Annotated in this window: 27 protein-coding genes; 25 read left to right on the top strand and 2 right to left on the bottom strand. The window is 35.4% G+C overall.

From position 1 onward, the window contains the following. Positions 1-3: 3 nt before the first annotated feature. The 18 genes from BLP87_RS03350 (at position 4) to BLP87_RS03260 (ending at position 17,160) form a co-directional block, all read left to right on the top strand. On the top strand, positions 4-2,160 hold the full coding sequence (locus BLP87_RS03350; RefSeq protein WP_074461422.1) for a DEAD/DEAH box helicase family protein: 2,157 nt from the start codon (positions 4-6) through the stop codon (positions 2,158-2,160). Then, entirely contained in the window at positions 2,141-2,296 is a 156-nt protein-coding gene (locus BLP87_RS15965) for a hypothetical protein (protein WP_176756593.1), read from the top strand. Before BLP87_RS03350 ends, BLP87_RS15965 begins: the two co-directional genes overlap by 20 nt. Positions 2,297-2,311: 15 nt before the next feature. Further along, on the top strand, positions 2,312-4,360 hold the full coding sequence (locus BLP87_RS03345) for an AAA family ATPase (RefSeq protein ID WP_074461421.1): 2,049 nt from the start codon (positions 2,312-2,314) through the stop codon (positions 4,358-4,360). Position 4,361: 1 nt separating this feature from the next. Beyond that, on the top strand, positions 4,362-4,862 hold the full coding sequence (locus BLP87_RS03340; RefSeq protein ID WP_074461420.1) for a hypothetical protein: 501 nt from the start codon (positions 4,362-4,364) through the stop codon (positions 4,860-4,862). Positions 4,863-4,888: 26 nt separating this feature from the next. Further along, on the top strand, positions 4,889-7,093 hold the full coding sequence (locus tag BLP87_RS03335) for a DUF262 domain-containing protein (RefSeq protein WP_074461419.1): 2,205 nt from the start codon (positions 4,889-4,891) through the stop codon (positions 7,091-7,093). 143 nt (positions 7,094-7,236) lie between these two features. Further along, a complete protein-coding gene (locus tag BLP87_RS03330; RefSeq protein ID WP_074461418.1) occupies positions 7,237-8,088 on the top strand; it encodes a restriction endonuclease in 852 nt (283 codons plus the stop codon). A 186-nt stretch (positions 8,089-8,274) separates the two neighbouring features. Next, positions 8,275-11,004: a TrlF family AAA-like ATPase gene (locus BLP87_RS03325; RefSeq protein ID WP_074461417.1), complete on the top strand. Its 2,730-nt coding sequence runs from the start codon at positions 8,275-8,277 to the stop codon at positions 11,002-11,004. Between the two features lie 390 nt (positions 11,005-11,394). Next, positions 11,395-11,811, top strand: coding sequence for a hypothetical protein (locus BLP87_RS03315; RefSeq protein ID WP_074461415.1), 417 nt, complete (start codon positions 11,395-11,397; stop codon positions 11,809-11,811). Positions 11,812-11,853: 42 nt separating this feature from the next. Then, positions 11,854-12,498: an MBL fold metallo-hydrolase gene (locus BLP87_RS03310; protein ID WP_074461513.1), complete on the top strand. Its 645-nt coding sequence runs from the start codon at positions 11,854-11,856 to the stop codon at positions 12,496-12,498. Between the two features lie 17 nt (positions 12,499-12,515). Next, positions 12,516-12,737, top strand: coding sequence for a hypothetical protein (locus BLP87_RS03305; RefSeq protein ID WP_074461414.1), 222 nt, complete (start codon positions 12,516-12,518; stop codon positions 12,735-12,737). A gap of 98 nt (positions 12,738-12,835) precedes the next feature. Continuing rightward, positions 12,836-13,927: a zinc ribbon domain-containing protein gene (locus BLP87_RS03300; RefSeq protein WP_207648712.1), complete on the top strand. Its 1,092-nt coding sequence runs from the start codon at positions 12,836-12,838 to the stop codon at positions 13,925-13,927. Further along, entirely contained in the window at positions 13,920-14,783 is an 864-nt protein-coding gene (locus BLP87_RS03295) for a hypothetical protein (protein ID WP_074461413.1), read from the top strand. Before BLP87_RS03300 ends, BLP87_RS03295 begins: the two co-directional genes overlap by 8 nt. A 34-nt stretch (positions 14,784-14,817) precedes the next feature. Continuing rightward, a complete protein-coding gene (locus BLP87_RS03290; protein WP_027209059.1) occupies positions 14,818-15,018 on the top strand; it encodes a hypothetical protein in 201 nt (66 codons plus the stop codon). Between the two features lie 451 nt (positions 15,019-15,469). Next, positions 15,470-15,781: a type II toxin-antitoxin system RelB/DinJ family antitoxin gene (locus tag BLP87_RS03280; RefSeq protein WP_074461411.1), complete on the top strand. Its 312-nt coding sequence runs from the start codon at positions 15,470-15,472 to the stop codon at positions 15,779-15,781. Then, positions 15,778-16,110, top strand: a complete 333-nt coding sequence (locus tag BLP87_RS03275) for a type II toxin-antitoxin system RelE/ParE family toxin (protein WP_026668454.1) — start codon at positions 15,778-15,780, stop codon at positions 16,108-16,110. Before BLP87_RS03280 ends, BLP87_RS03275 begins: the two co-directional genes overlap by 4 nt. 286 nt (positions 16,111-16,396) lie before the next feature. Next, complete coding sequence (locus tag BLP87_RS03270) at positions 16,397-16,615, top strand: DUF3791 domain-containing protein (protein ID WP_074461410.1); 219 nt, start codon at positions 16,397-16,399, stop codon at positions 16,613-16,615. Continuing rightward, positions 16,533-16,937, top strand: a complete 405-nt coding sequence (locus tag BLP87_RS03265) for a DUF3990 domain-containing protein (RefSeq protein WP_143002073.1) — start codon at positions 16,533-16,535, stop codon at positions 16,935-16,937. Before BLP87_RS03270 ends, BLP87_RS03265 begins: the two co-directional genes overlap by 83 nt. Beyond that, positions 16,930-17,160 (top strand): hypothetical protein, encoded by a 231-nt coding sequence (locus BLP87_RS03260; protein WP_026490285.1) that lies wholly within the window; start codon positions 16,930-16,932, stop codon positions 17,158-17,160. The genes BLP87_RS03265 and BLP87_RS03260 overlap by 8 nt, the downstream gene beginning before the upstream one ends. Before the next feature lie 47 nt (positions 17,161-17,207). Here BLP87_RS03260 and BLP87_RS03255 read toward each other — a convergent pair whose 3' ends face one another. Beyond that, entirely contained in the window at positions 17,208-17,402 is a 195-nt protein-coding gene (locus BLP87_RS03255) for a hypothetical protein (protein ID WP_026668456.1), read from the bottom strand. A 220-nt stretch (positions 17,403-17,622) separates the two neighbouring features. Here BLP87_RS03255 and BLP87_RS03250 point away from each other — a divergent pair, with 220 nt between their 5' ends. After that, positions 17,623-19,713: a PASTA domain-containing protein gene (locus BLP87_RS03250; RefSeq protein WP_176756592.1), complete on the top strand. Its 2,091-nt coding sequence runs from the start codon at positions 17,623-17,625 to the stop codon at positions 19,711-19,713. 51 nt (positions 19,714-19,764) lie between these two features. Here the strand turns inward: BLP87_RS03250 and BLP87_RS03245 are convergent, their stop codons facing one another. After that, entirely contained in the window at positions 19,765-20,049 is a 285-nt protein-coding gene (locus tag BLP87_RS03245) for a hypothetical protein (protein ID WP_026654598.1), read from the bottom strand. Between the two features lie 496 nt (positions 20,050-20,545). Here BLP87_RS03245 and BLP87_RS03240 point away from each other — a divergent pair, with 496 nt between their 5' ends. The 6 genes from BLP87_RS03240 (at position 20,546) to BLP87_RS03215 (ending at position 24,505) form a co-directional block, all read left to right on the top strand. After that, positions 20,546-20,848: a hypothetical protein gene (locus tag BLP87_RS03240; RefSeq protein ID WP_026668459.1), complete on the top strand. Its 303-nt coding sequence runs from the start codon at positions 20,546-20,548 to the stop codon at positions 20,846-20,848. Positions 20,849-20,851: 3 nt separating this feature from the next. Next, complete coding sequence (locus BLP87_RS03235) at positions 20,852-21,226, top strand: hypothetical protein (protein WP_074461408.1); 375 nt, start codon at positions 20,852-20,854, stop codon at positions 21,224-21,226. Positions 21,227-21,245: 19 nt separating this feature from the next. Next, positions 21,246-22,865 carry a hypothetical protein gene (locus tag BLP87_RS03230; protein WP_143002072.1) on the top strand — a complete coding sequence of 540 codons (1,620 nt, stop codon included), beginning with the start codon at positions 21,246-21,248 and terminating at the stop codon, positions 22,863-22,865. A gap of 22 nt (positions 22,866-22,887) precedes the next feature. After that, complete coding sequence (locus tag BLP87_RS03225; RefSeq protein ID WP_026668462.1) at positions 22,888-23,451, top strand: hypothetical protein; 564 nt, start codon at positions 22,888-22,890, stop codon at positions 23,449-23,451. 44 nt (positions 23,452-23,495) lie between these two features. Beyond that, positions 23,496-23,867 carry a hypothetical protein gene (locus BLP87_RS03220; RefSeq protein WP_026668463.1) on the top strand — a complete coding sequence of 124 codons (372 nt, stop codon included), beginning with the start codon at positions 23,496-23,498 and terminating at the stop codon, positions 23,865-23,867. Between the two features lie 188 nt (positions 23,868-24,055). Further along, a complete protein-coding gene (locus BLP87_RS03215) occupies positions 24,056-24,505 on the top strand; it encodes a hypothetical protein (RefSeq protein WP_034469715.1) in 450 nt (149 codons plus the stop codon). Positions 24,506-24,639 lie beyond the last annotated feature (134 nt).

The raw sequence follows: 24,639 nt of genomic DNA, 5'->3' as shown, positions 1-24,639 counted from the left end.
ATTATGGGGTTACAAAATATAACAATACAAAATGAATACAATTCCTTGGAAGAGGATGTAGTAAGAGAATTTTTAATTCCTGCACTTTCGGAGAGCAATCGATATGATAGGGCGGCAGGCTATTTTTCATCTTCGGGTTTAGCCAAGCAGACAGTAGGAATTGCAGAACTTGTGAAAAAAGGTGGGCACATAAGGATTATTGCATCTCCAGAGTTGTCGGAGGAAGATGTTAAGGCTATAGATGAAGGCTATAAACTAAAGGCCTCTGTTATAAGAGAAAGCTTGTTAAGGAGTTTAAGAAATCCGGAAGATGAGTACGAAGCAGAAAGATTGAATTTGCTTTCAAATCTTATTGCTGCAGGAATTCTTGATATTAAGGTAGCATTGTTGAGAACAGAATCAGGGATATTTCATGATAAGTTTGGGATTCTATATGATGAAAATGGCGACTCAGTTGCATTTAGAGGGTCGATGAATGAAACAGAAAATGCCTACTATCATAACTTTGAGACTATAGATGTATATCGTTCTTGGGTTGATGATTATCGGGTTGAGTCAAAAAAAGATACCTTCAATAAAATGTGGGATGATCTGGATTCTTCAGTTACAACAGTGATGTTTACGGAGATAAAGGACGCTATTCTCGACAGGTACAGGCGTGATAACAACATTGACTGGTCAATAGATTTGCGACAGTTTGGTCAATCTAAGAAACGTGATAAAGGGAAGGAATGGCTGATAAATATTCCAGGTAGAGTTCACCTATATGAGTATCAAACTGATGCAATAGATGAATGGGAAAACCGGGACTTTTGTGGAATATATGATATGGCGACCGGTACAGGAAAGACTTTTACTGCGTTGGCAAGCATGGAAAGGTTTGAAAAGCGCCATGGAAATATACTCGGTATTGTAGTTTGCCCATATATTCACCTGGTTAATCAGTGGGCTGAAGACGTTCAAGAGTGGGGAATTAATCCAATTATTTGTCATTCAGAGTCGCCATTACCAGATTGGAGGAAATCACTGACAAATGCATTTCGTAGGTATAAAACGAATGCAAAATCATTTATTTGTTTAGTTACAAATGATACGTTTGGAGATTCTCTCTTTACAGAAATGCTAAATTCTATTAGTGATTCCATGAATGCAGTATTAGTAGTTGATGAGGTTCATAACTTTGGAGCTCAAAACTTGTCAAAGAAGCTACCTGAAAATATTAAATATCGGTTAGGTCTTTCAGCAACTGTTGAACGGTATATGGATGATGAGGGAACTGGAGCTATACTACAGTATTTTGGAGAGAAGTGTATATATTACCCGATAGAGAGAGCTATTAAAGAGAAGGCCCTTGTTAATTACGAGTATTATCCAATTATAGTTACTTTGACCTATGAAGAACTGGAAGAATATAGGAAGATTACTAAACAGATAACAAAATGTATAGTTGAAAAGAATGGTAAAAAGAAGATATCAGATATAGGTCAGCAGTTATTGTTTAAACGGACAAGGCTAGTAGCCGGTGCTGAAAACAAGCTGGAAACCTTAAAAGAAGTAATGCTCCCTTATAAAGATGATAAGCATTTGCTTGTATATTGTGGGGCAACTAGGGGATTTGAGGAGTATAAGGGACAAAAAGAACGTCAAATTGATCGCGTGGAAAAGATTCTGGGACTAGAATATAGCATGTCAACACATAGATTTACCGCTGAGGAAGATGCAGAGCAAAGACGAAAGATAAAAGAAGGCTTTGCAGATGGTGATTATCAAGTTATTACTGCTATTAAATGTTTGGACGAAGGTGTTAATATCCCTAATATTCATGTGGCATTTATCATGGCTAGTAGCAGAAATCCTAAAGAGTTTATTCAGAGAAGAGGCCGTGTATTACGTAAAGCTCCGGGTAAGGAAAGAGCTATTATCTATGATTTTGTTACGTTACCTAGGGCTTTGAGTGAAGTACATTTCGGTGATTTTGAGGCTGATAGAGCAATCGTATTAGGTGAGCTGGCTAGAATTTATGAATTCGGAAGATATTCCATTAATTCGAGAGTAGCGGATAGCATGATAGATGATATCCAGTCTGCATATGACATAGACATATTTGTGGATAGCTTGGATCAAGAAATGGAGGAAGCATATGGCGAAGGTAGAGATTGATGATTCAAAAAGAATCGCAATGTATGGAGAAATACGAGCCATGGAAGGCGAAAATTTACGCACAAACAAGAGAAGTGACAAAGAAATGGTAGATGAGATTATAAAAATAATAATCAAGCATGCCAAAGTAAAATGAGCGGAGAATAATAATATGAAATTCACTAAACTTGTTATTAACAATTTCATGCGCTTTAAGGGAGAAAATACCATTCAGTTCAGCTGTGATGATGATAAAAACGTTACAGTTGTATTGGGGGATAATACTGTTGGAAAAACAACATTAGCTCAGGCAATAAGATGGGTTTTGTATGGAGAAATAATTTCTACTCAATACGAGGGAAATAAGGATGTCACTATACTAAATAACGATGTATTAGGCAATATGACAGCTAATGATTATGCCGAAGTTAAGGTGGAATTGGATTTTGAACAGGAAAAAAACAATTCTGTTAATGCGTACAGAATAGTAAGATTAGCTACTTATGCAAGGAAATTTCCTCAAATGACAACTCGGCAAATTTCAGAAAAGCTGAAGATGTACATTAAGGATGGCAACACTGGAAGTGAAATCCCATATGATAATACTGGCAAGGATGAGGGGAAAGTGGATGAGCTTATTAGTGAGTTTTTGCCTAAACAGCTTTCGAGCTATTTCTTGTTTGATGGTGAGCGGTGGAATGACTCAAAAACTACCAAAGCGGATATAAGAGACTCTATATACAATCTTGTTGGTATTAGCCCGATAAGGCAGATGAAATACCACCTTGGCGAACACGGTACTAGGGGAAGTTTGTCGGTAATAAAAAGACTTGAAGGCAAAAAGAGTGGTGTGAGTGAGGAATATGGCAGAATTGAGAAAGAAATAGAAGCTCTTTACAAAAAGATTGAACAAAACAATAAGGAAATTGAAGATAATAAAGAAAATGCGAAACATTTTTGGGAAAAGGCTGATGAGAAACAAGCGCTGTTAGATTCAAATCCTAATGTTGAACAGGATCAGAAAGAGTATAAGAGACTTGAAGGTGAAATAAGCGCATGTACTAAGCGTATGGAGAGTTTCTATGCTGATATAGTTGACAAGTTTAGTGGTTCGTATACGTATTTTGCTGCTCCTTTGATGCAGGAGATAGTGGATATGCTTGATGGCGTAGATTTAAAAGGCGTGGATCTTCCAGGAGTGACAAATAAGACTATTGAGACAATCCTCAGCAACCACAAGTGTTTATGTGGTCATGATATTGCAGATGGTTCACCTGAAGAAGAAGCCTTGCTGAAATTAAAGAAATTGGTTCCGCCTGCTGTTATTGGTACGATTGTTGGTAATTTTAAGGGCAAGTTAGCTAAGTGGAGTGCTGACAGTGCTGATATGTATGAAACAATCAAGAACAAAGCTGATTCATTCCAGTCAGAATCTGATGATAAATATGATAACGAAGAACAACTGGCAATTAAGGAAAGAAAAATTGACAGGAAGATAAATTTTGAAGTAGAGCGGAGAAAACTTAATGAGTATAAGAGTAAAGCAAGGGAGTATGATCAGGCGGTCACTCATGCTGAAGGTTTGAATCAGTCTCACGAAATAAGAATAAAAACGCTTGAAGAGCAAAAGAGCACTTTGGAGGATAAGTCAGAGCAGAACGCAAGGTTAGATGTTTATATTGAATATGCCAAGCAGCTATATGAAAAAGCTTGTGACATTTATGGTAAGAAAGAGGGAACGCTTCTAAATGATCTTAATGCAATTATAGAAAAGAACTTTAAGGAAATGTTCAAAGAGCAGGAGAAATATGCAAAGCTCGATGAAGATTATGTCCTTAGGCTTTACTATAAAAAAATCAGTAATTCCGGTGACTTGTCAACAACAGAGGCAACTGTATTATCAGAAGGTGAGAAGATAGCAAGAAATTTTGCTTTTATCGTAAGTATTTTGGAACTTGCGAATAACATGAAGGCTGATAACGAAGATGCCGAAGTGCTTCCACTGGTACTTGATGGACCGTTCTCAAAGCTTAGTGATGTTAACACTGCCAAGGTTGCGAGTGTTATGCCCAAAGTAGCTGAACAGGTTATTGTTTTCATGCTAGATAAAGATTGGGAACCGAGTGGGCTGGGTGATTTTACAGATAAGAAATATATGTATAGGGTTTCCAAGAATATAGATGAGAATTCGTCTAGCATTACACATAATACGGAGGCATGATATGGCAAATTTTGAGTATTTTAAAAAGGATATAACAATTACAGGAAAGTATGCTGATTATGTCGATGCGTTGTGGACTCAGAATCAGATTCAGCAGTCATATTTTAAGAGATTGGTTGACTTATGCACTATTGCGCCTGTAATTGGATTGAGAGCAAAGCATAAAGTAAAAGCTAGTTCAGAGGGAGAAAATAAAAGAACTGTGCAGCTGCAGCAGATAATGACAAGAAGAGAAGATCTGATAACAATATTACAGATGATTATTCTGATGGATGAAAGCGATGGCTTAACTATAGAACAGAGGGTAGACAGAGCCTTCAGGGGACCAGAAAATGAAACAGATTATCAGAAAGATATGGAGCTGTTTACTCAATACTTATTGGGGGGGATAGAAATTCTTTACGATGAACTATTTAAACGTTCATTGAGTATGGATGATGAATACTCAGATCTTAAAGTGGGCAATATCATTGCTTTACTTAATAAGCCCTTTGATTTGTGAATATATGCATGATTTGGAGGATAAAGATGAGCGAGCCAAAAACGACTATGAATTTGCAGGAAATCATTAATGAAATAGAAGCAGGAGATGTCCTTTTGCCAGATTTTCAGCGTAAATTTGTATGGACGGAAGAAGAACGGCAAAAAAAGATTGTTGCTTCAATTCTTACAAAAATGCCGATAGGGAGTATATTATTATTAGAATCTGACCCTTCTGATTACTCATCAAAAGTCATAGGATGTAAAACTATTATAAATGCGAACAAGCTTAAAAATACTGTAGAGTTTTTACTAGATGGTCAACAAAGAATTACTGTTTTAACTAATGTTTTCTCAAATGTGATTCATAATAATTGCAATAAGGTAAGTGATCTTGTTTCTCCAACATTAAAGAGACGTTTCTTTTTATGCATTCCCAAATGGAAAAATAGAGAAGGATCTGATTTGTTTGGAGTTCAAAATCTTAATTTTCCATATAAAGATCCTGATTCAAAAGATCCGGATTTTCTTTCCGGGGAAATCATGCCTTTTATAGTGTGTGAAACATTTACTGCAGGTGATCAAATGCCATATAATCCGGCAATGGATTTATCAACTGCCCTTGATGAGTATTGCCTAAGTAATGAAGAAGGCTATCTACTGCCTCTTTTTTTGATGACGCCATCAAGTGAAAAAAATCCTTCACTAGCAAAGCTTAGATTAAATACAATCCGAAAAAATATTGCAGAAAAAATAACTCAGGAAATTGAGAATCACTTTGAGAGTTTAACAGATTCGGCCAAAAAACAGGCATTTATTGATGAATTATTTATTGATGACAAAAAAATGTGTGAGGCAGTAAAAAAAGACTACACATTATTAGGGAAAAAACTTTCTGAGCGTGCAGAAGTTTGGGAAGGTGAAATTAAGGAGTACCTTGACTCGTGCGTTAAGAATATTGTGTTAAATAAAATAGTAGTATCTGCAGAAAAAAGGGCACGTGCAATTGATATATATGAAAATCTGAACATTGGCGGAGTGTGCCTGAATATTTTTGACTTAATAATGGCTAAAGTTGCCAAAGTAGATAATGCTCCGTATTATGAACGTTTAATTGGTTTTATTAAAAGCGAGAAAGAGTACACTAAATCAGTTATACCTGATACTGTAGCTTCTTTGATGAAACATAAAGTTACTTCAGAGATAGATGGAGTAATGACTGCTAAAGAAGTAGATATGTTAGAAGATAAGTACTATAATGCCTCTCTATTTACAAAGTGTTATAACGAAGATAAAAATGAGATTAATCCAAAATTCATTGATGCATTTTTGAATACACTATCGTTGTATACGTATAATCCATCATATAAGCCTGATGAATATAAAGTCGATCATATAAAAAGAAATAAAATACTGGAATTAACTCCAGAAGATATTCATTCGAATACAGAGAAAATATGCTGTGCTATTGATAGGGCACTCTTTTTCTTTCAGACTAGATGTGGAATTCGAAGCATCAATGAATTGAATTATTCACTGATGATATCATTGGTCGCAACTGTGTTTACTAATGATTCTTGGTATGCAGATATAAATGTTCATAAAAAATTAGAAGCGTGGTATTGGAGTAGTTTGTTTTCAGGTAACTATGATAGGGACCAGAATACTATATTTATTCAAGATTTACAATCTGTTATGGATATGCTCACAAATACAGCAGATATTGGTTGGATTAGCAAGAATATCGATTATATTTTAGATGCTCAGAATTTTTCGGATGAATCTTTGTTGTTGATGGAAAAAGTACAAGAAGAAAGATACCCTAAACGAGTTCTTCGTATTTTTATGTGTCAGTATTTACTTGCTAAAACTTATGCGGACATGTTTGACCCAAAGATTACCATATCGGTGTTTAGTAACGTGGCAAATGCATTAGAAGCTCATCATATAATACCGTTAGGCAGCGTAAAGAAAATGGATGAATCAACGGAAGCATTAAGAAAAGATGACAAGAATATATGTAACTCTCCAATTAATTTTGTTTATATAACAAAAAAATCGAACGATGAAATCTCTGACGACACTTTGGATGTGTACATAACGAAGATTACGGATGAAGCTAAATCTACGCTTTCTATACAAAGTTATACAACTTCCAATATTGATGAAGATAATACAAAACAAATTCTAAAGCAAAGGTATACAGCGTTAAAGGGGGATATTAAAACACATGTAAGGCAATTATTACAATAAATATGTATTGCAGGAGAGAATATTAAGGTGATTTATGGATATAAGGCAGATAGAACATATGGTAGAAAACTGTATAAAAACAAAACAGATGCCATTAAAAAAGGCTAGAACCGTATGCTTTATCTGAAAGATAGAGGTGTCAAATGAAGAAGAGAACAATCTGTGATGCGATCAAAGAAGTCCTTAAGGATGAGAAAAATGGACTGACATACAAAGAGATATTTCGTCGCATCGAGGAAAGAAAGCTATATGAGTTTGGTGCAAAATCACCGCAGGGAGTGGTTCATTTGGAAATTAGAAGACATTGTACAGATCTATTTTTTCCAAATGCGTCTCCTATTAAGTGTTTTAAGATTGCTCGCATTGAAGATAAGACCTATTATTATACGTTAGCAGATGAATCGGATATATCCGAATCTAAAGAAGCAGATGAATCAAACAGTATACAGTACGTGATAGACATAGAAGATGAGCTTTTGCCAGAAGAAAAGATGGTTCAGGCATACCAAAGGTATTTAAGTGATTTGAAACATTCTTTATTAGAGAAAGTGCGGGAGTGCCATCCAAGCTTTTTTGAAAAATTAGTAGTAGATTTACTTTTGGCGATGGGATACGGATGTGATGATAAATCAGGGCAAGTAATTGGAAAGTCACATGACGGAGGAATTGATGGGATTATAAGAGAGGATAAATTAGGGCTTAATCTTATCTATATACAGGCAAAGCGATACAATGAAGGAAACAGTGTTGGAAGGCCCGAGATTCAACGTTTTATAGGGGCAATGCAAAAGGCTGAGAAAGGGGTTTTCATTACTACATCAAGGTTTACAAAAGAGGCTTTAGATTTTGCAAATGCTGAAACCAGAAAACATATTAGACTTATTGATGGTGATTCTTTAGTGGAATTAATGATAAAAAATAGTGTTGGGCTAGAAAGAATCAAAGAATACATAGTATTCAAGATTGATGAAGATTATTTTGAGGACACTAACTAGTATCGATGATTAATTATCGAGGTTGCATTATGAAGATAATAAAAGGCGACAACGAAGGGCAATGTTTATAATATTGGGGCCTGGAAATAGAATTGATGTTATGAAGCTTTTCTTAAATAAAGTGGAAAGCCTAACGATTCTATTATAAATGGCATAATTATTTTACTGGATTACTTGGAGGTTATAATGGATTACGTTGGTTTAAGATGGTATAAATGTGATTTTCATCTTCATACTATGAGCAGTAAATGCTATGAAGACGAAGATACAATTGAGGCGTGGGTTGATGAGGTAGAACGCAAGGAATTAAACTGTATAGCAGTCACTGATCATAATGATTACCGTTATATTGATAAAATCAAAGAGGAAGCTGAAAAAAGGAATATTACTGTATTCCCTGGAGTAGAGTTGACTTGTGATACGGCTAAAATACATGTGCTTATTCTATTTAATACAGATTGCAATGCAGATGATGTTAGAGATTACTTAACAGGCGTTGGAATCGATAAGAGAGCCGTAGAAAATGGCGAAGTAACATCTGAATCTATTTTTAATGTATGTGACAAAGCAAAAAAGTTAGGATGCATAGTAATACCAGCGCATATCGATGAGCTTAATGGCATTAATTCTATGAGTGACGCAAATATATCAAAACTTTTAACTGGTAAATATATTGATGCCGTGCAAGTTGTTAATGAAGATGTTTGGGAAAATAAGGATGTAGATTTCAAACAGGCTATTCGAGATAAGTATAATGATCAGTCTATTTCTGATGAGAAGATTGATGCATGGTATAAATCCTATAAAAAGGCAAAAACGTCTGAAATCCCATTTATCATGTCATCGGATAATCCAAGGGCAGAGCATGATGCTAAGCATGGTTTATGGGGGATAGGAAGGGATTATTGTTGGATAAAGATGGGAGACACTCCTAATATTGAAGGCTTAAGACAAGCCTTTTTGTCATATAAAGAGCGTATAAGAACAAGTTATCAGAGTAAAAATCTTCCAGAGAGATTACCAGAGGTTTGGATCAAATCAATAACAGTCAATGGAGTGTCGATTAGCCCATACTGTGGAATAAATTTGGAATTTAATACACAGTTAAACACAATAATCGGTGGACGAGGAAGTGGAAAATCATCAATTATAAGACTTATTGCTGGAGCACTAAAGTCTGCAAAGTTTGATGATTTGGAGGTTATTAAAGCTGAGCAGGAAAACTTTTATCAATTGACTGATAAAAATGGAAAGGGAGTATTGGCAGAAAAATCATCTATAGAAGTACAGATATATAGAAATGGTATTTTATATAAGATAATTGAAACAGATTTTAAAAAGAAAAGTAGTAGCTTTTCAATCATGAAATATAATCAGGAGCTTGACACATGGGATGCCGTTAAAGAGGAACAATTCATAGATTTTCTTTTGGTTGATACATATACTCAAAAACAGATTTATGAGCTAGCCCAAGCACCGGATGCATTGGGGAGATTGATTGATAAGGATAATGAAGAATTACCAGTTTTATTGGAAAAGGCGGATGAGGCTTATAGCGAATTAATAGATAAGATTAAAGAGCTGAGATTGGCAAAAGATAAAATAAAGGAAGAGGCAAAACTCAGTCTTGAATTGAAAGATTTAAATAACCAAATTGATGTATATAAGAAAAGCGGTTTTACAAGTGCTATAGAGGAAAAGACCAAGTACGAAAATGAAAAAAATGCAATAGACAGTTATTTAAATAGCGTTAAAAGTATCGGTAATGAGCTGGTTGAGTATTCTAGTAAAGAACATATTTCAAGGCCAATTGATACTTTTTTGTCAGATGATATAAAAACAATACTAAAAAAAGGGAAAAATAGTATCGATGTCGTGTTTGCTGAAATCAAGAAGAATGGTGAAAGTATTGTATCTCAGTATGAATTATTAAAAGGCGAAGTCGAAAAGAGTGAATGGAATATAAGATATCAAGAATCAATTGCTGCTTATGATAATGCTAAGACAAAATTAGATGAACAGCATTTAGAGGCGGATAAATTGGACGAATTACTAGAGAAGCAAAAGCAAAAAGAACAGGATATTAAAGCTCTCTCTGATTTGAAGAATAGTATTTTGGATATAGAAAAAGAAATTGGTAAGTTAGAAACTAAATATAATACACAATTGAATAATATACGAAACTGTCGTAAAGCTTTTATTGATTCAATACTATCAGATGATCAAGATGTCAAAATTGAATATATTGAAAAAGCAAATAAAAAATCAGTTGAAGATTTACTTTTGAAGTATACACAAAGCACAAGTACGAATGTTGTTGATGATATATATAAAGTTGCTGAGCAAGCTGTTTCAAGAGGTGGTTTAAAAAGGTTCAGATCATTAATTGAAAAAATAGTTAATGAAGAAGAGGTTAGTGGTGTGAGCATGTATTTTCAAAGAGCGATAAAGAATCTTGATTCTTCATTGATTGATCAAATATTATCATTTGTTCCTACTGACGATTTACAGGTAAGTTATAAAAACGCAGCAGGTAAGCTTGTGCCATTGCATACTGCTTCTCCAGGACAGAAAACAACAGCGATACTAACTTTTATTCTTGCATATGGTGATAGACCCTTGTTGTTAGATCAGCCAGAAGATGATTTGGATAATAGGTTGGTCTATGATCTTGTGGTAAAACAATTGAAAAAATCTAAGAAGCATAGGCAGATTATTGTTGTGACGCATAATGCCAATATTCCAGTTAATGGAGATGCTGAGTATATTATCTCGATGGATTCATCAAGTAGATATGTGGCTGTTAAGAATGCAGGTACTATTGATAATGATATAATTCGCGAAGAAATATGTGATGTTATGGAAGGAACGGAATTTGCATTTAAAATGAGAGCAAAAAAATACCATGTACATTAGTCTTGTGTTCTATCAGAGCGCTGATGACGCTGTGTTTAAAGCGTTAGGGGTGGAATAATTGCCTACCATAATAATAGCCAGAAGATGTTTTGAAAATATGGCTGCTATGAATGTAACATGCGAAAGATAATGACTTATAGGCATGAGAGGGATGGTATTTCGTGGATTGGACAAAATTTAATACACATGGAGAATCGTGTAATCATGCCTTTGAGGTTATGTGCAATCTTCTTTTTGAGGCGTGGTGCAAAAAAAGAGTATGGAAAAACAAAAGTCAACGTAACTTTTGTTAATGGAGATGGTGGAGTTGAGGCATACGCAACATTAAGTAATGGATATTGCTCTAGCTGAAATTAATGTATTTACAGAAAGGATATATTTTTATACAACATGAGCGACATAAGAGAAATACTGGATTCTTTGAGTAAGCAGGATTTGATTGAACTTTTAATTGAGTACAGTGATAATGGATACTTTCCGTTGGATTTATTTCTTTTGAAGGCGGATTATCGGTTCTCGGCAGAAGACTTGGAAGAATATTGGAATGATATTTATGATAAGGCACTGGAATATGACAGAAATAAAGATGATAGAGCGTCTGATCTACTTAGAGATTGCGCAGAGATGTGCTTTGAACAGGCTAAAAAGCATGAGGATGACGAAAGTAAAAAGAGTATCTGCGATATGCTCATAGATAGTCTTACTGCCGCATCGGAGAGTGATGGCATCGGAATGTACCACGACTCAGAGTGGCTGTACATTGAAATACGCGATGAGATAAGCGATTTCGTTGAAGAAAATTTTTGAGTAGTAATATAAATAAGCATTGGAATGGAGCAGTTTAAAGAAATGCCAGACAATATAGATGTTTTTACCCAAAACAGCATAAGAATCCGAAGCGACTTCGGCGTGATATATGTGGATCCTTTTCACATGAAGGAGGAGCCGCATGATGCGGATTATGTTCTGATAACGCATTCGCATTACGATCATTTTTCGATTGAGGATATCAGGAAGGTGATCAAAGCGGATACGATTCTTGTTGTTCCTGAGAAGATGGAGGATGACGCCGGAGAGCTTAAGCCTGATGTAAAAGATATTGTGACGGTTAAGCCCGGCATTTACAAGGAGATAAACGGTCTTGAGATGGAGACTGTACCTGCTTACAACACGATAAAGCCGTTTCATCCAAAGCGCGCCGAGTGGGTTGGCTATATCCTTAGGGTTAACGGAAAGCGCATTTACATTGCGGGAGATACGGGAGCTACGAAAGAGGCAAGGCAGGTGAAGTGCGATATAGCTCTTTTGCCCATTGGAGGAACGTTTACGATGGATGCCAAAAGAGCTGCAGATCTTGCAAATACAATAAGGCCGGAATACGCCATCCCCGTCCACTACGGCGGACTTGTCGGGAAAAAGAGCGACGCTCAGACTTTTGCTTCGCTTGTAAAGAGCCCTGTGAAGGTTATTGAAAAGATGCAGTATTTTGATTGAGATAGGAGATTTTAGTTATGACTATGGATGAATTTCTTAAATTGGAATATGGATCTGTTGTTATAAGTAAAAGTAATCCTGAAGAGGAATATGAGATTATTGATACAGATGTGTTCGGAGAAAGTTACAGAGGGCGAGAACACTGTGTATTAGGCGCTAGAGGAAAAATAACTCATAGAGATATTCGGATAGATAGAGGTAATCTTAAATATTGGGATATCGCAAACTACAATATGTAAAAAGAGTTCTCAATGATAAAGAAAATCATTTTACATATTGAGTCACTAATAAAAAAGAACATCTTTAGATTATATTCTAATTGCATAGGAGGGTTCTTATGAAGTGTAAATCATGTGGTTCAAATTTGGGTTTTGGTGTAGCTTTTTGTCCTAAGTGCGGAGCTAAGGTTGAAGAATCAGCAAAGCCGGGAATAAAGATCAATGCTGATCAGATTAAAGAATTCTCATCCAATATATCTAAGAAAGGTAGTGAGGCTCTTAAGAGATCCAGTGCGGTTATTTCAGAGAAAGCAGTGGAAGTCAAAGATAAGGCTATGGAAGCTAAGGAAGATATTACCAATAAGCTGACAGAGCTTGATAGGATGCTTGAAAGTTCCATTACCGAATATAATGATGCCTACACTCTTATGAATGATAAAGGTATGCAATTATATGTTGAGAGATGCAGAGCTGTTGATTCAATCAATAACGTTGAACTCCTTGTCAACAGCATTGCTAATCATCCCAAGAGTTTTGATGCAGATTTTGAAGAGATTAATGTCAATAGAAAGCAGTTCACGGATGCATGTGAGTTTGCAAAGAAAGAAGTAGATTCCGCTAGGATGGCAGCAGGCGGTGCGGGAGCCGGACTTGCTGCCGGCGCCAGTGTTGCTTTTATGGCCCCGACAGCGGCTATGTGGATTGCAACTACTTTTGGTGTGTCTTCGACAGGAACTGCAATATCAACTTTGACCGGAGCTGCTGCAACAAAAGCTGCTTTGGCATGGCTTGGCGGAGGCGCGTTGAGTGCAGGAGGAACAGGTATAGCCGGAGGGCAGGCTCTTTTGGCTTTGGCAGGACCTGTTGGCTGGACTATAGCAGGAGCAACGCTTCTTACTTCTATACTTCTTTTTTCCAAAAATAGAGCAAAACTAAATAAAGAGAAAAATGAGGAGATTGAGGCTGTTAAGCGCAATATTGAGGCTATAAAAGAGATGGATGGCAAGATCTCTGAGATACTGACACGTACAAATGATGTGAGAACGGGATTGAATTCAAACTTCCAAGATTGCCTTTCATTGTTCAGTGGAGATTATACGACGTTCAGCGATGATGATAAGAATAAGCTGGGGGCTATGGTTAATCTTACAAAGACTTTATCGGCATTGTATTGTAAGCAAATTGTCGCAGAGGGTGAGAGTCATGGTTGAAGAATTATTGAAGGATATTACATTAGATTATCTGAAGGATACAGATATCGGTGCAAATATCCAAAAGGCTATGAATGGAATCGCAAAGGCACAAGAGACTGTTTTGGCATATATGAATGATGATAGTCCTGAGCAGTTGAAACGCATAAGAATCGGTACCATTGCAACATTTGCTATCCTTGGCAAAATAGCTTCAGGGAAAAATATTAAGGAGTTCGATAAACAAGATTGGATTGATATTGCGAGTAAGATCTCAGATCTTGCGATTCTTCCTGACGGTCAGCAATATAGTGTCGAGGTCTTTGAGGCTTATGCTGATTACGTTGATATTTCTGTGAAATTGCTTGATAAAAACGGGATTTCAAAAGAGAAGTGTGAAGCCATAAGCCGGATAGCTAAAGAGGTTAGGAAGCTGTCTAAGGATGTAAGCAAAGGAATTATATCCGAAGTGGATTACACCGAGAAGTGTCTGTGGCTGTTGTTGGAAGCAATGATAAAGCTTATTACATCGTATAGTGCGATTCTTCTTGGAGAAGATCTGGCACAGTTTAATCAGAGTGTGGCTATGCTTGCCTTTGAATATGGACGATATTCACTGTACAAGCATGAGTCAGAGATTCTGAATCAGTATATTGAATATCAAGCCACAGTTGATGCTGAGCTTGAAGCTAAGCTTGATAAATATAGGGATGAGATTCAAGAAAGAAGCAAAGTTTTTGATGAGTTACTTGCAAATGCATTTAGCCGGGATATATCCGAGCGGCTTAAGGCGTCAGCAGAGATTGCAAGAAACGTTGGTGTTGATGAAACAGAGATTTTGAATTCAGTTGAGAAGATAGATGATTTTTTTGGTTGAGGTATGGACAAAGAAACGGACAAGGTAGTAAGTGATGGAAGTAACATACAAGAATGAAATACTTAAATACATCGATGATTTTCATGGAGAGCCTGTTCTTTGGATAACGGATCCATCTCAAAGAAATATGGAGCATATGACTTTTGTGGGTGGATATCCAAATGAATATGCCATATATTTAAGGGATTTAAGTCAAGATGAGCGCGAAGATATATATAGGCAACTAAAACATTGATAGTGGAGTAGTGCTGAATTATCAGCGCGGAGCTTATAAGTGTGATTTTATCGGAAGATGATTTTGGTGATAGATGAAACTTATATCGCAATCCGCCACTTACTGTTATGTGTCTCAAAATATAACCGTACCTTCCGCTTGTAATCAAGTACGACAACAACACATTCAAAAACAAATGTGGAGTAAGAAACATAGAGCCCGTCCGGAGTAGTATAAGGCCCCGGATGGGTAATTGTTCTATAACCTTTTATCGTATAATTTTCATATTGGCCATCTTCGTTCATCAGCCGGAAGCGGAGGGGAATTACTTCGCCGTTCGACTTGTGCTGGCAGATGACGTCTACAGATTCCTAATGTTGATGATTGGGGTGGGGATTTATTTGGTGGACTTTTGAGACTTGTATATCGATTAGTTATACGTTAGAATACAATTAAGAAGGAGGTGAGCTTTATGGCAAAAACAGCAAATGTATTGGCAAGAGTTGAACCTGATGTAAAAGAAGAGGCGGAGAGTATTCTTAATGAGCTTGGCGTGCCGGCTTCTGTTGTTATAAATATGCTTTATAAACAGATCATAATGACAAAAGGAATTCCGTTTTCACTTACACTTCATAAGGCGCCTGTTGCATTGGATGAAATGACAAAAGAAGGATTTGATGCAATGATGGGAAAAGGACTTGAGCAGGCTAAAGCTAATGAGGGCAGAAGTGCGGAAGATGTGCTTGCAGATGTAAGAAGCAGCATTAAGAAGTGGACTAGGTGAATAATTATTGCATTATAGTGACGCCGCAAGCAGAAGAACAAATTCGTGATATTGCATATTATATTGCAGTGGATCTTCAAGAGCCAGGTGCTGCGGAAGTGTTTGTTGATGAACTTCAGGAGGCATTTCAAACAATAAGCAGTAATCCTGAGAGGCAGTTTTTGGTAGAGGATGAACCATGGCACAGTGAAGGTATTAGAAAAATCAAAGTGCGGAATTATATGGTTTATTTTTGGATAGATATAGAAAATGCATCGGTAAAGATAATCGGTGTGTGCTATTCAAAAAGAGATTTAAAGAGATTTCTTAAAGGATTGAGTTTGGAATAAGATTATATAGAGCAATTAAAATATTGTGTTTTTAGGAAGAGGTGAAAAAGCCACAAAGCAAGTAATCGCCTCTTTCTTTTTAATATGAAGACGGCGATATATTGATTTACACTTAAAATTGACCCGGGTCAATTTTACTTGACAATCAACACCGTGGTTTTGATTTTTGGAGCAGTTATTTCAAGAGAGAAGCTGCTTTTTGATGATTGCAGAAAGACCAAACAAGTAGATAAATACAATAGGTAATGGTTCTATTAAATAGAAGATTGTTAGAAGAGGAAATGCTATGAGCTATCAGAGAAGATTGATAAATTATACAATTGCATGTGTTAATGAGTTTGCTGAAGCTTTTAATTTGAATGTTAAAGAAGCATATAGATATCTTCGAGATTTCAAGGGAATAGAGTTCCTGAAGGATTTCTATGAGGAAGAGTATCTTTTATCATTTGATAATGTGGTTGAAGATTTACAAGCTCTTTGCCGGAGAAATGGAGGAACTATATGATTCTTTTTTGGATTCCTCTAGTCTTAGAATCAAAAATTTTGGTGAAGAAACAACGGAAGATTGGGCTCGTTTTGTAATGAATAATAGGAATAGAGGCTTTGAGAATTATTCAGATCCATTGTGCAATTTCGATTCTAAGTATGATATCGTAATTGGACCTGTTGCGGATGATAATATGGCAATGCTGTTTAGACAATATGAAGAAGAAGTTATAGATTTTGATACGCTTCTTAAAGGCATGATATATAAAAAGACATCTTCACAGTATTCATTCCATACACCTGCAGCTATTTCATTATTGAGGAAAATTAGTTATGAATGAGAAAAAGCAACTAATAGAGTATGCTATTCAGGATATTGTTGAAATGATCTCGAAAGATCAGAACGTAGAATATGACGAGGCTATGAACTTCTTTTATGAATCAGAGGTTTTTGATAAGCTTCAAGATGTAGAAACAGGGCTTTATCGTGAAAGCTCTGCTTATATTTATGATTTATATAAAGATGAGCTGAACTTCGGGCATATCGTTCAAGCTGAAATATAATAACCGCCTATTACATAGAGCAGTTATCTCAAATGAGGTAGCTGCTTTTATATGTCCCTCTCTAAATCTTTCATAAACTTCTCTGCAGCTTCTCTAAAAACTGCATTAGGGGTTGTTCCTGCATCTTTACAAGCCTTTTTAAACGCTTCTGCTTCCGGTATCTTCATTTTACAACCAAGTACCGTATAATGAGCTAAATTGTATTTATTATCGGCTCGTCTCTTTGCGTCGCTTCTTGGCATAGCGTACCTCCTATTGAAAAAATTTCTACATGATATCTCTCATTTCTTTTTTAATATCATTTTACAAAAAATGTGGGGGACAATAAGGGTTAATATTATTATTTTATCGTATTTTAATAAATGCTTTAAGGATATGATGAGATAATATAAATGTCTTTCTATGTACGGGTATTTTAAGAAACTTATTGTATTTGTGAGAGAAATATATGAGGGATTCGTTATGAAATACAGCGTTCGTATCATAGTCATTTTTTTATTGAGCTTATTGATTCTAGCGGGATGCGAAGAAAATTCTAAAACTTCTATGGTGCAATCATCAGAACAGGGAACAAATCAAGAATCTGATAGTGAAGGTGACGTAGCTTCATCAGAAGAATCTGTGATTGTGATGCATAAGCTCTATTTTGACGTAAATGTCACTTCTTCTGAAGATGTCTTTCAAAACCATTCCATTGAATTATACCTTGATGAACAGCCATTCCATAAATTTGAAGATGGTAAATATTATACGGAATTAGCAGAAGTTGAAGAAGGGAATCATGTTATTTCATTTAAAGTAGATGATGCTATTCTTAATGATCTCAACCAGAACGTTAATGTAAATGCTGATATGAGTATAGTATTTACGCTTGGTTTTAATGATTCATTGGATATTACTTCCTTTGGGACAAGTGAATCAATAGCAGATTCGGCTATAGTTTACGATAGTATGGAGAATGTTGCTTTGGATAAGGCAATAGAGAATCTTGCTAACAAGCATTTTGTCAATGTCAGGTATGAATCAAATGATTCCACAAGTATACTTGATACTTCTGAATGGCTGGTTGTAGGGCAGAATGTTTCTCCGGGCTCACAATTGGATAAGGCGGAAGAAATAGTTTTGACATGTCGGAAAGTATATTTTCAGTTGTATTTTGATTTGTCATTTGATCAGAATATATTTTTGGCAACGTATGATATAGAAGTGTATTTAGATGGGGAAAAGATAGATACAATCCCTCATGGTAAGAATTTTACCTATTCGACAAAGTTAAAGGAAGGAGAGCATACTGCAACATTCTATAAGAGTACTGATAACAAAGTATTTTCTGAAAAGAAGATAAATATCACGACTGATTCGACTTTGAGCGGAAGATTACACTCTAATAACAAAGATATCGAGTTGAACAATTTTGTGCTTAATAATGGCATTGCGGATACTTCTTTTGAAGTGGTGAATGTTGTTGGTATGCAGCTTGATAAAGCTTTATCTGTGCTTGGCGGAATTGGATTTACCAATGTAGTTAAAGAACCTTCCGATGATATCTGGATGGATTCTAATTGGATAGTGACAGCACAGAGTGTTTCTGCAGGAACAAAAGTAGATAAGAACACGAAAATTGTTTTGAATAGCGTAAAAAAGGAAGCTTACCTGTCTTCAAATTATGTGTCATTAAATATGAATGATGCAGCTAAAAAAGCAAAGGCGTTAAACAATGAGATTCTATATGTTGATTACGCTAAGAATATGTATATGACCAATAAGATATCAACTATGGATGAAAATGAGAAAAAACTATGGATTGTCAAACAAGCTTCGTTCAACAGTGAAGGCAAGATTCAGCTTGATTTTATATATACGGGAATGGTAGAGATGCCGAATTTAATGGCTAATAATTTGGCAGATGCGCTAGCGACTCTGAAAAATGCTGAATTTTCAGATGTTGAAAGTAAAACTCAAGATGGAAGTTATATTTGGGATAACTCTGATTGGAAGGTGGTTTCACAGAGCGTATCAGCAGGAACAAAAGTAAATGCAAATAAAAAAATAGTAATAACAGTGGGGAAGGATGATGCTGTTCAGGCTACAGCGCAAACTTCTTCGTCGCCAGTTAAAGAGGAAACGCAAGAGGATAAGCTGGCAGACGAAAAAGACTCATTAATGAAATCTGATCTGAGTAAGGAAAGTAAGGATTCTATAGCTACTGATGAGCAGATTGATATTCTTATGGCACAAACAGAAGCATTATTAAAAACGAAAGAGAAAGATGGTATTCATTCCACAATCGAAAGAGATGATAAATATGTTATTGTAAATTTATGGAAAGATGGACTGACGGAAGCAGCAGTTTATGTAAAAGAGGGACAACTTCCAAAGAGTCAGTGGAATGATGTAATAGATGGAATGACGATTTTATCTAATGCAATCTATTCTAATTATAAACCGTATGGAATAAATGTAATGGTTAATCTTTTAAATAATAGAAATAAGGAAAACATACTTGCATCATTTTACAATGGACAAAAAACATATGATGTAGTGGATGATTGAGTCATACGATTAAGATGGTACGGACGAATTGCCATTTGATTAGATGTTCCTTTATATCGCAATCCGCCACTTACTGTTATGTGTCTCAAAATATAATCGTACCTTCCGCTTGTAATCAAGCACGACAACAACACATTCAAAAACAAATGTGGAGTAAGAGACATAGAGCCCGTCCGGAGTAGTATAAGGCCCCGGATGGGTAATTGTTCTATAACCTTTTATCGTATAATTTTCATATTGGCCATCTTCGTTCATCAGCCGGAAGCGGAGGGGAATTACTTCGCCGTTCGACTTGTGCTGGCAGATGACGTCTACAGTATCAATCACTCTACTCATAACATATAACCTCAATCAAAAAAGAACTAACGTTCGGGTATAAATATAATATACCTTTGACACGGATGTTTCAATAAAGTTCTAATAAAAAATGTAAGCGGTAATATAAACGCGCATCGCGAAATATCAAAATTAAAAAAAGAACCTATTAGCATAGAGGAGTGGCTAATAGGTTCTTGCGTTCTATATGGCATATAGAACATCTTGGAGGCTTATATATTTTAAGGTTAGAAATATATAAGGCCTGAGCTGGGAATTTATAACAAAATAACGTTAACACATTCTTAAAGTGAAATCAATCTGAATCCTATTTATATCCGATAGAATTATAAATTTCCATAAAAATATCTATAGGCCTATTCCGAAATATAGAAGCTCCTATCCCACTATTTTTCTAATATTCTAAAAAGAACACCCGGATGACGAATTAACATTGATAAAGACTATCTCACATGATAAGATGTTAATAATTATTTTATAATATGGAGCTATTCTTATGGCAGAAAAAAGCGTATACATAGACACGCGGGTGTTTACAGATATTGTTAATGAGATACAGACCACTTCAGCTAATTGTGTTCTTTCAAAGGATCCACTCAGCAAGGTGAATGTTTTTGAAGGCATGAATGTTGGACGTGAGATGAATGAGATTCTTAAACTTTTCTATAAATCCACAGACACATACAGGCATGAAGCTTCTGAATGTCTTCCAAGAGCACTTCTGACGATCCGAGACAGTATGATCGAGCAGGATAGGATCCTCAGCGAAGGGCTTACTGTAGAAACAAAGCGGAGGTAATAGATGGGACTTCATTCAAGATTAGCAGAGAAAGAACATGAAAAAAGAGAATATGAACAAGATCTTGCCGAGTGCGAAGAATCATATGATTTTATCAGTCAGAAACGTAGGATAATTGAGGAAGATATCTATCAGCCGGATAAAGCCTTTGATATGACAAGCTCCGGCGATTGGTATGGAAAACTTGAACAAGACGCAGATAATTTCAGAAATGATCTATGTTCAAAGACAAGCATAATACTGAGCAATACATCAGAGCACCTGAATGATCTGCAAAAAGTAATGGAAAGACTCCGGGAACTTATCAGAGAATGTGAAGAAGAAATAGCAGCTCTTGAGGAAGAAATCCGTGAAAGGGAGCGAAGAGATAACGCATGAAAAAATTGGAGTTAATGTAATGGGAAAAAGTTGGGATACTAAGAAGATACATGATTTTATAGAAACTTTTGAAAATGCAGCTCATAATTATATGGAAGGCATAGGCTATCTTCAATCAGGCTATGAAAAATATCAGAATAACGAGACATTCGTAGGCGGAGGCGCTGAAGCTACTAAGAGATTTATAGGCACGAAGCAGTCTGAATTTAACCGCCAGCAATACGAGCTTTCAAAGGAAATGATCAAGAGATACGTTGATCTTGATGAAACTTTTAAGGTTATGGTCGATCCTGCCGATGATGCTAAGATAGATACCGATGTAGTAGGAAGGACAAAAACACGTTTTCAGAGGCAGCTTGAAGAGTATGAAAGTCTGGCTTTTGCAATCCAGCAGAAAACAATGGAAGATGTCGATAAATTCAGAAAATACTGCGGAGACATAGAAGAAGTATATGTAAGGGATACTTTAGCTGACTATGATGAATTTTGCGGCACCGGAGGTTTTCTTTATGATTGCATAAAGAAGGTTGAAGAATTCGACGACGAAGCAAGCAATCGTCTGTTTAATTCAGGTATTAAGGATGCTATTCAGGGACATATAGAAGAAATATCAGATAAAGCGGCAGGACTTGATTCAATACATTCTCATGCTGTTGAAATTGATAAGCAGACGATAAGTCTTGTGGCACTCGGAACAGATGCAACTTTGAATTCAATTAATTTGGCGCCGAGATTGATGGCTTCAAATAGAATAAGCCTTGTTTCACCAAGGTATAAAACGCCTAGAAAATGGTCTTTGGTAAAGAAAAAGTTTTCTATTGATAATATAAAATCAAATGCTGAAATAAATGAAGTTAAATACATAGAATCTATGGAAAAATTATATGGATTTAGCAAAGAAGAATCGAAGCTTTTTAATGATGCATATTTAAAGCATTGTGAACATTATAAAGATGCAGAAAAAACAGGAAACAGAGAAAAAGCTGATTCTTTTTATACTGCACTTGCGTGTTTGTTCACTCAATATTCGGCAGATTCATGGCAATTTAAACTTATGGGAAATAATAAAATGTCTCCAAGTGAAGCTGTTGCATATTTTGATGCTATTGGCGCAGATGGTAAAGCGCTTTATGATGCGGTAAATAATCAACATAATACTTGCAAAAAAAATGAAAAGCGTGATTTTGCGCATGAATGTGCTATATATTCGGTGATGGCAGATGACAATATCTATAAAGGTGCAGCTACATTAGACGATAACGTAGGTGAACTTGTAGGATTTAAAGGTGATGTATATTCCGGAAGTATGGGTGATGATGATAAAATGTCAGATGTTTCAGCATACAATATATATTATCGTATGAAAAAAAGTGAAGATGGTGATATATGGAACACCATGGTTGAATATAATATAGATGTTTGTGATGGTTCTATTAATGAAGCAACAGAATTTTTGCAAAACATGGGCTATGGTAATGCTAAAATTGGAATGACAGTACTAAAAACAAAATTGAATTATAAAACCGCTTCTGCGCTTCTCATAACAGCAACCTCTAAGACCAATCTTACTAAAGTCAAGAAGACAAAAGAGGAATTTCTTGATTATATAGCCGACGAAAGCGGAATAGACTGGAAATAATTTTTTTAGCGGGAGAATAAACATGCCACAAAAAGTACTCAAAAAAATAATATGTATTGTATTTTTCGCATTTATTATAGCGGTAGCAATATATTTTTTTATTAACTATAAAAAAGAAATGATAACAGAAAAAGCTAATAAAGCTGGTGAATCTGTAGAGTTCTCTGGGTATAAAAACTTTTCTATAAAAGAAGGAGCTGTTACATATTTTTATACCCTTGGCATTGCAAAGGTCAAATTTATAAAATATGAAATTGTTGTTGAAGAACCTGATAAAAAAGTAAAAAAGGGAGAGCTTACAGTTAGCGTACAGAACAAAGATAAAGATGGAAAACAAATTGAAGGCAGTTACGATGATACTCGAACTTTAATAGCAGACGACGGAACAGAAAAAAATATGCATTCGGGCATGTTTTTTATATGCAATAATAATTTTGATAGATCATCTTTGGTTACTACCGGATGGATAGATGCTGAGCAAAAAGCCATTGAAGCATATGAAAGTGTTACAGGTTATGTTCCGGTAGAAGAATTAAAACAATATTACAATCGTGCTTTAACTATTTGCAATCAGCTAAACGAGTAATGTAAGAATTAAGTGTTTTTGTATATATTGTCGGAGGTAGGACATTGAATCGAAGTGAAAAACGTCTAGAAATAAAGAAACTCGATGAACAGCTCAAAGAATATGAGAACGACCTCATTATGCTTGAAGAAAGTTATAAAGTAATAAAATTAGATTACGAGAGTATTGTTAAGGACGTTTATGAACCAACAAAGACTTATGACATGACTCCACTTAAGATATACGGGAATGATATATACGAAGGAGCGGAGGAACATCGGAAGAAGATTGTTGTGGGAATTCGGAAAAACCTTAAGGATACAGAAAAATTCATGTCTGAACTCTTAGTTGCTAAAAAAAATATACAAAAAGCAATACAGGAATGTGAAGGTAAGAAGAAGGCTTTTGAAGCAGAACTTGATATTTCAGTATTGTAATATTATGGTTCAGTCAGATTAAGAGATTTGGCTGAGCCATTTTTATATCCATATTCTTCAAACTAGATGCAACACCATATACCGGTCAGAGTAAATGCATTTAAAATTGCATTTACCTTGAAAAATAACCTAATTCATTTTCTGAATATAATAACTGATACACTGTAATTATACGAGGAGAAACTATATTGAAAAATCAAGTTTTTTTAAAAATTATTAAATTTATTCCCGCATTAATAATAGCAGGAGTACTTTTGCTATATATTTTGTGTCCTATCAATAATGATCATGTCGCAAAAAATATTGTAAATGAATTACAACAGATTCCTCTTCCCGAAAAAACAGTAATAGTTGAAGAAAAATCTATGGCGGCGAAACTGTGCGGAAATGGCAATGGAATGCAATATTTTGGTGCGCTATTAATAAAAAGTGAGTTGTCACAAGATGATTTAAATTTATACTATGCTCAGTTTAATGAAAAATATCATGTTAAACCTCAAAGTGATAGCGAAATAAAACAAATTGAAACGCAGATTGTGTACTTTGACACAAACATTGATAGTGACAATTATTACATTTTATATACTTGGGGAGACTATTATGGGATATCTAGTGAATTTGATTTGAGGGGGCATTGAGAATATTTCGTAAATATTAAAATCATTCAAATGGTTTTATATACTTCGTGGAAAGTGATGGTAATTCTTATAGGAATAGCTGCATTGATCATATTTTTGGGAGCAGTTATTCGTGGTTCAATAGAAAGTGAAGT

Source organism: Butyrivibrio hungatei, from assembly GCF_900101605.1.
Lineage (GTDB): Bacteria > Bacillota > Clostridia > Lachnospirales > Lachnospiraceae > Butyrivibrio > Butyrivibrio hungatei_B.
The sequence above is the reverse complement of the archived record's forward strand: the minus strand, read 5'-3'. Positions and strand labels throughout refer to the sequence as shown.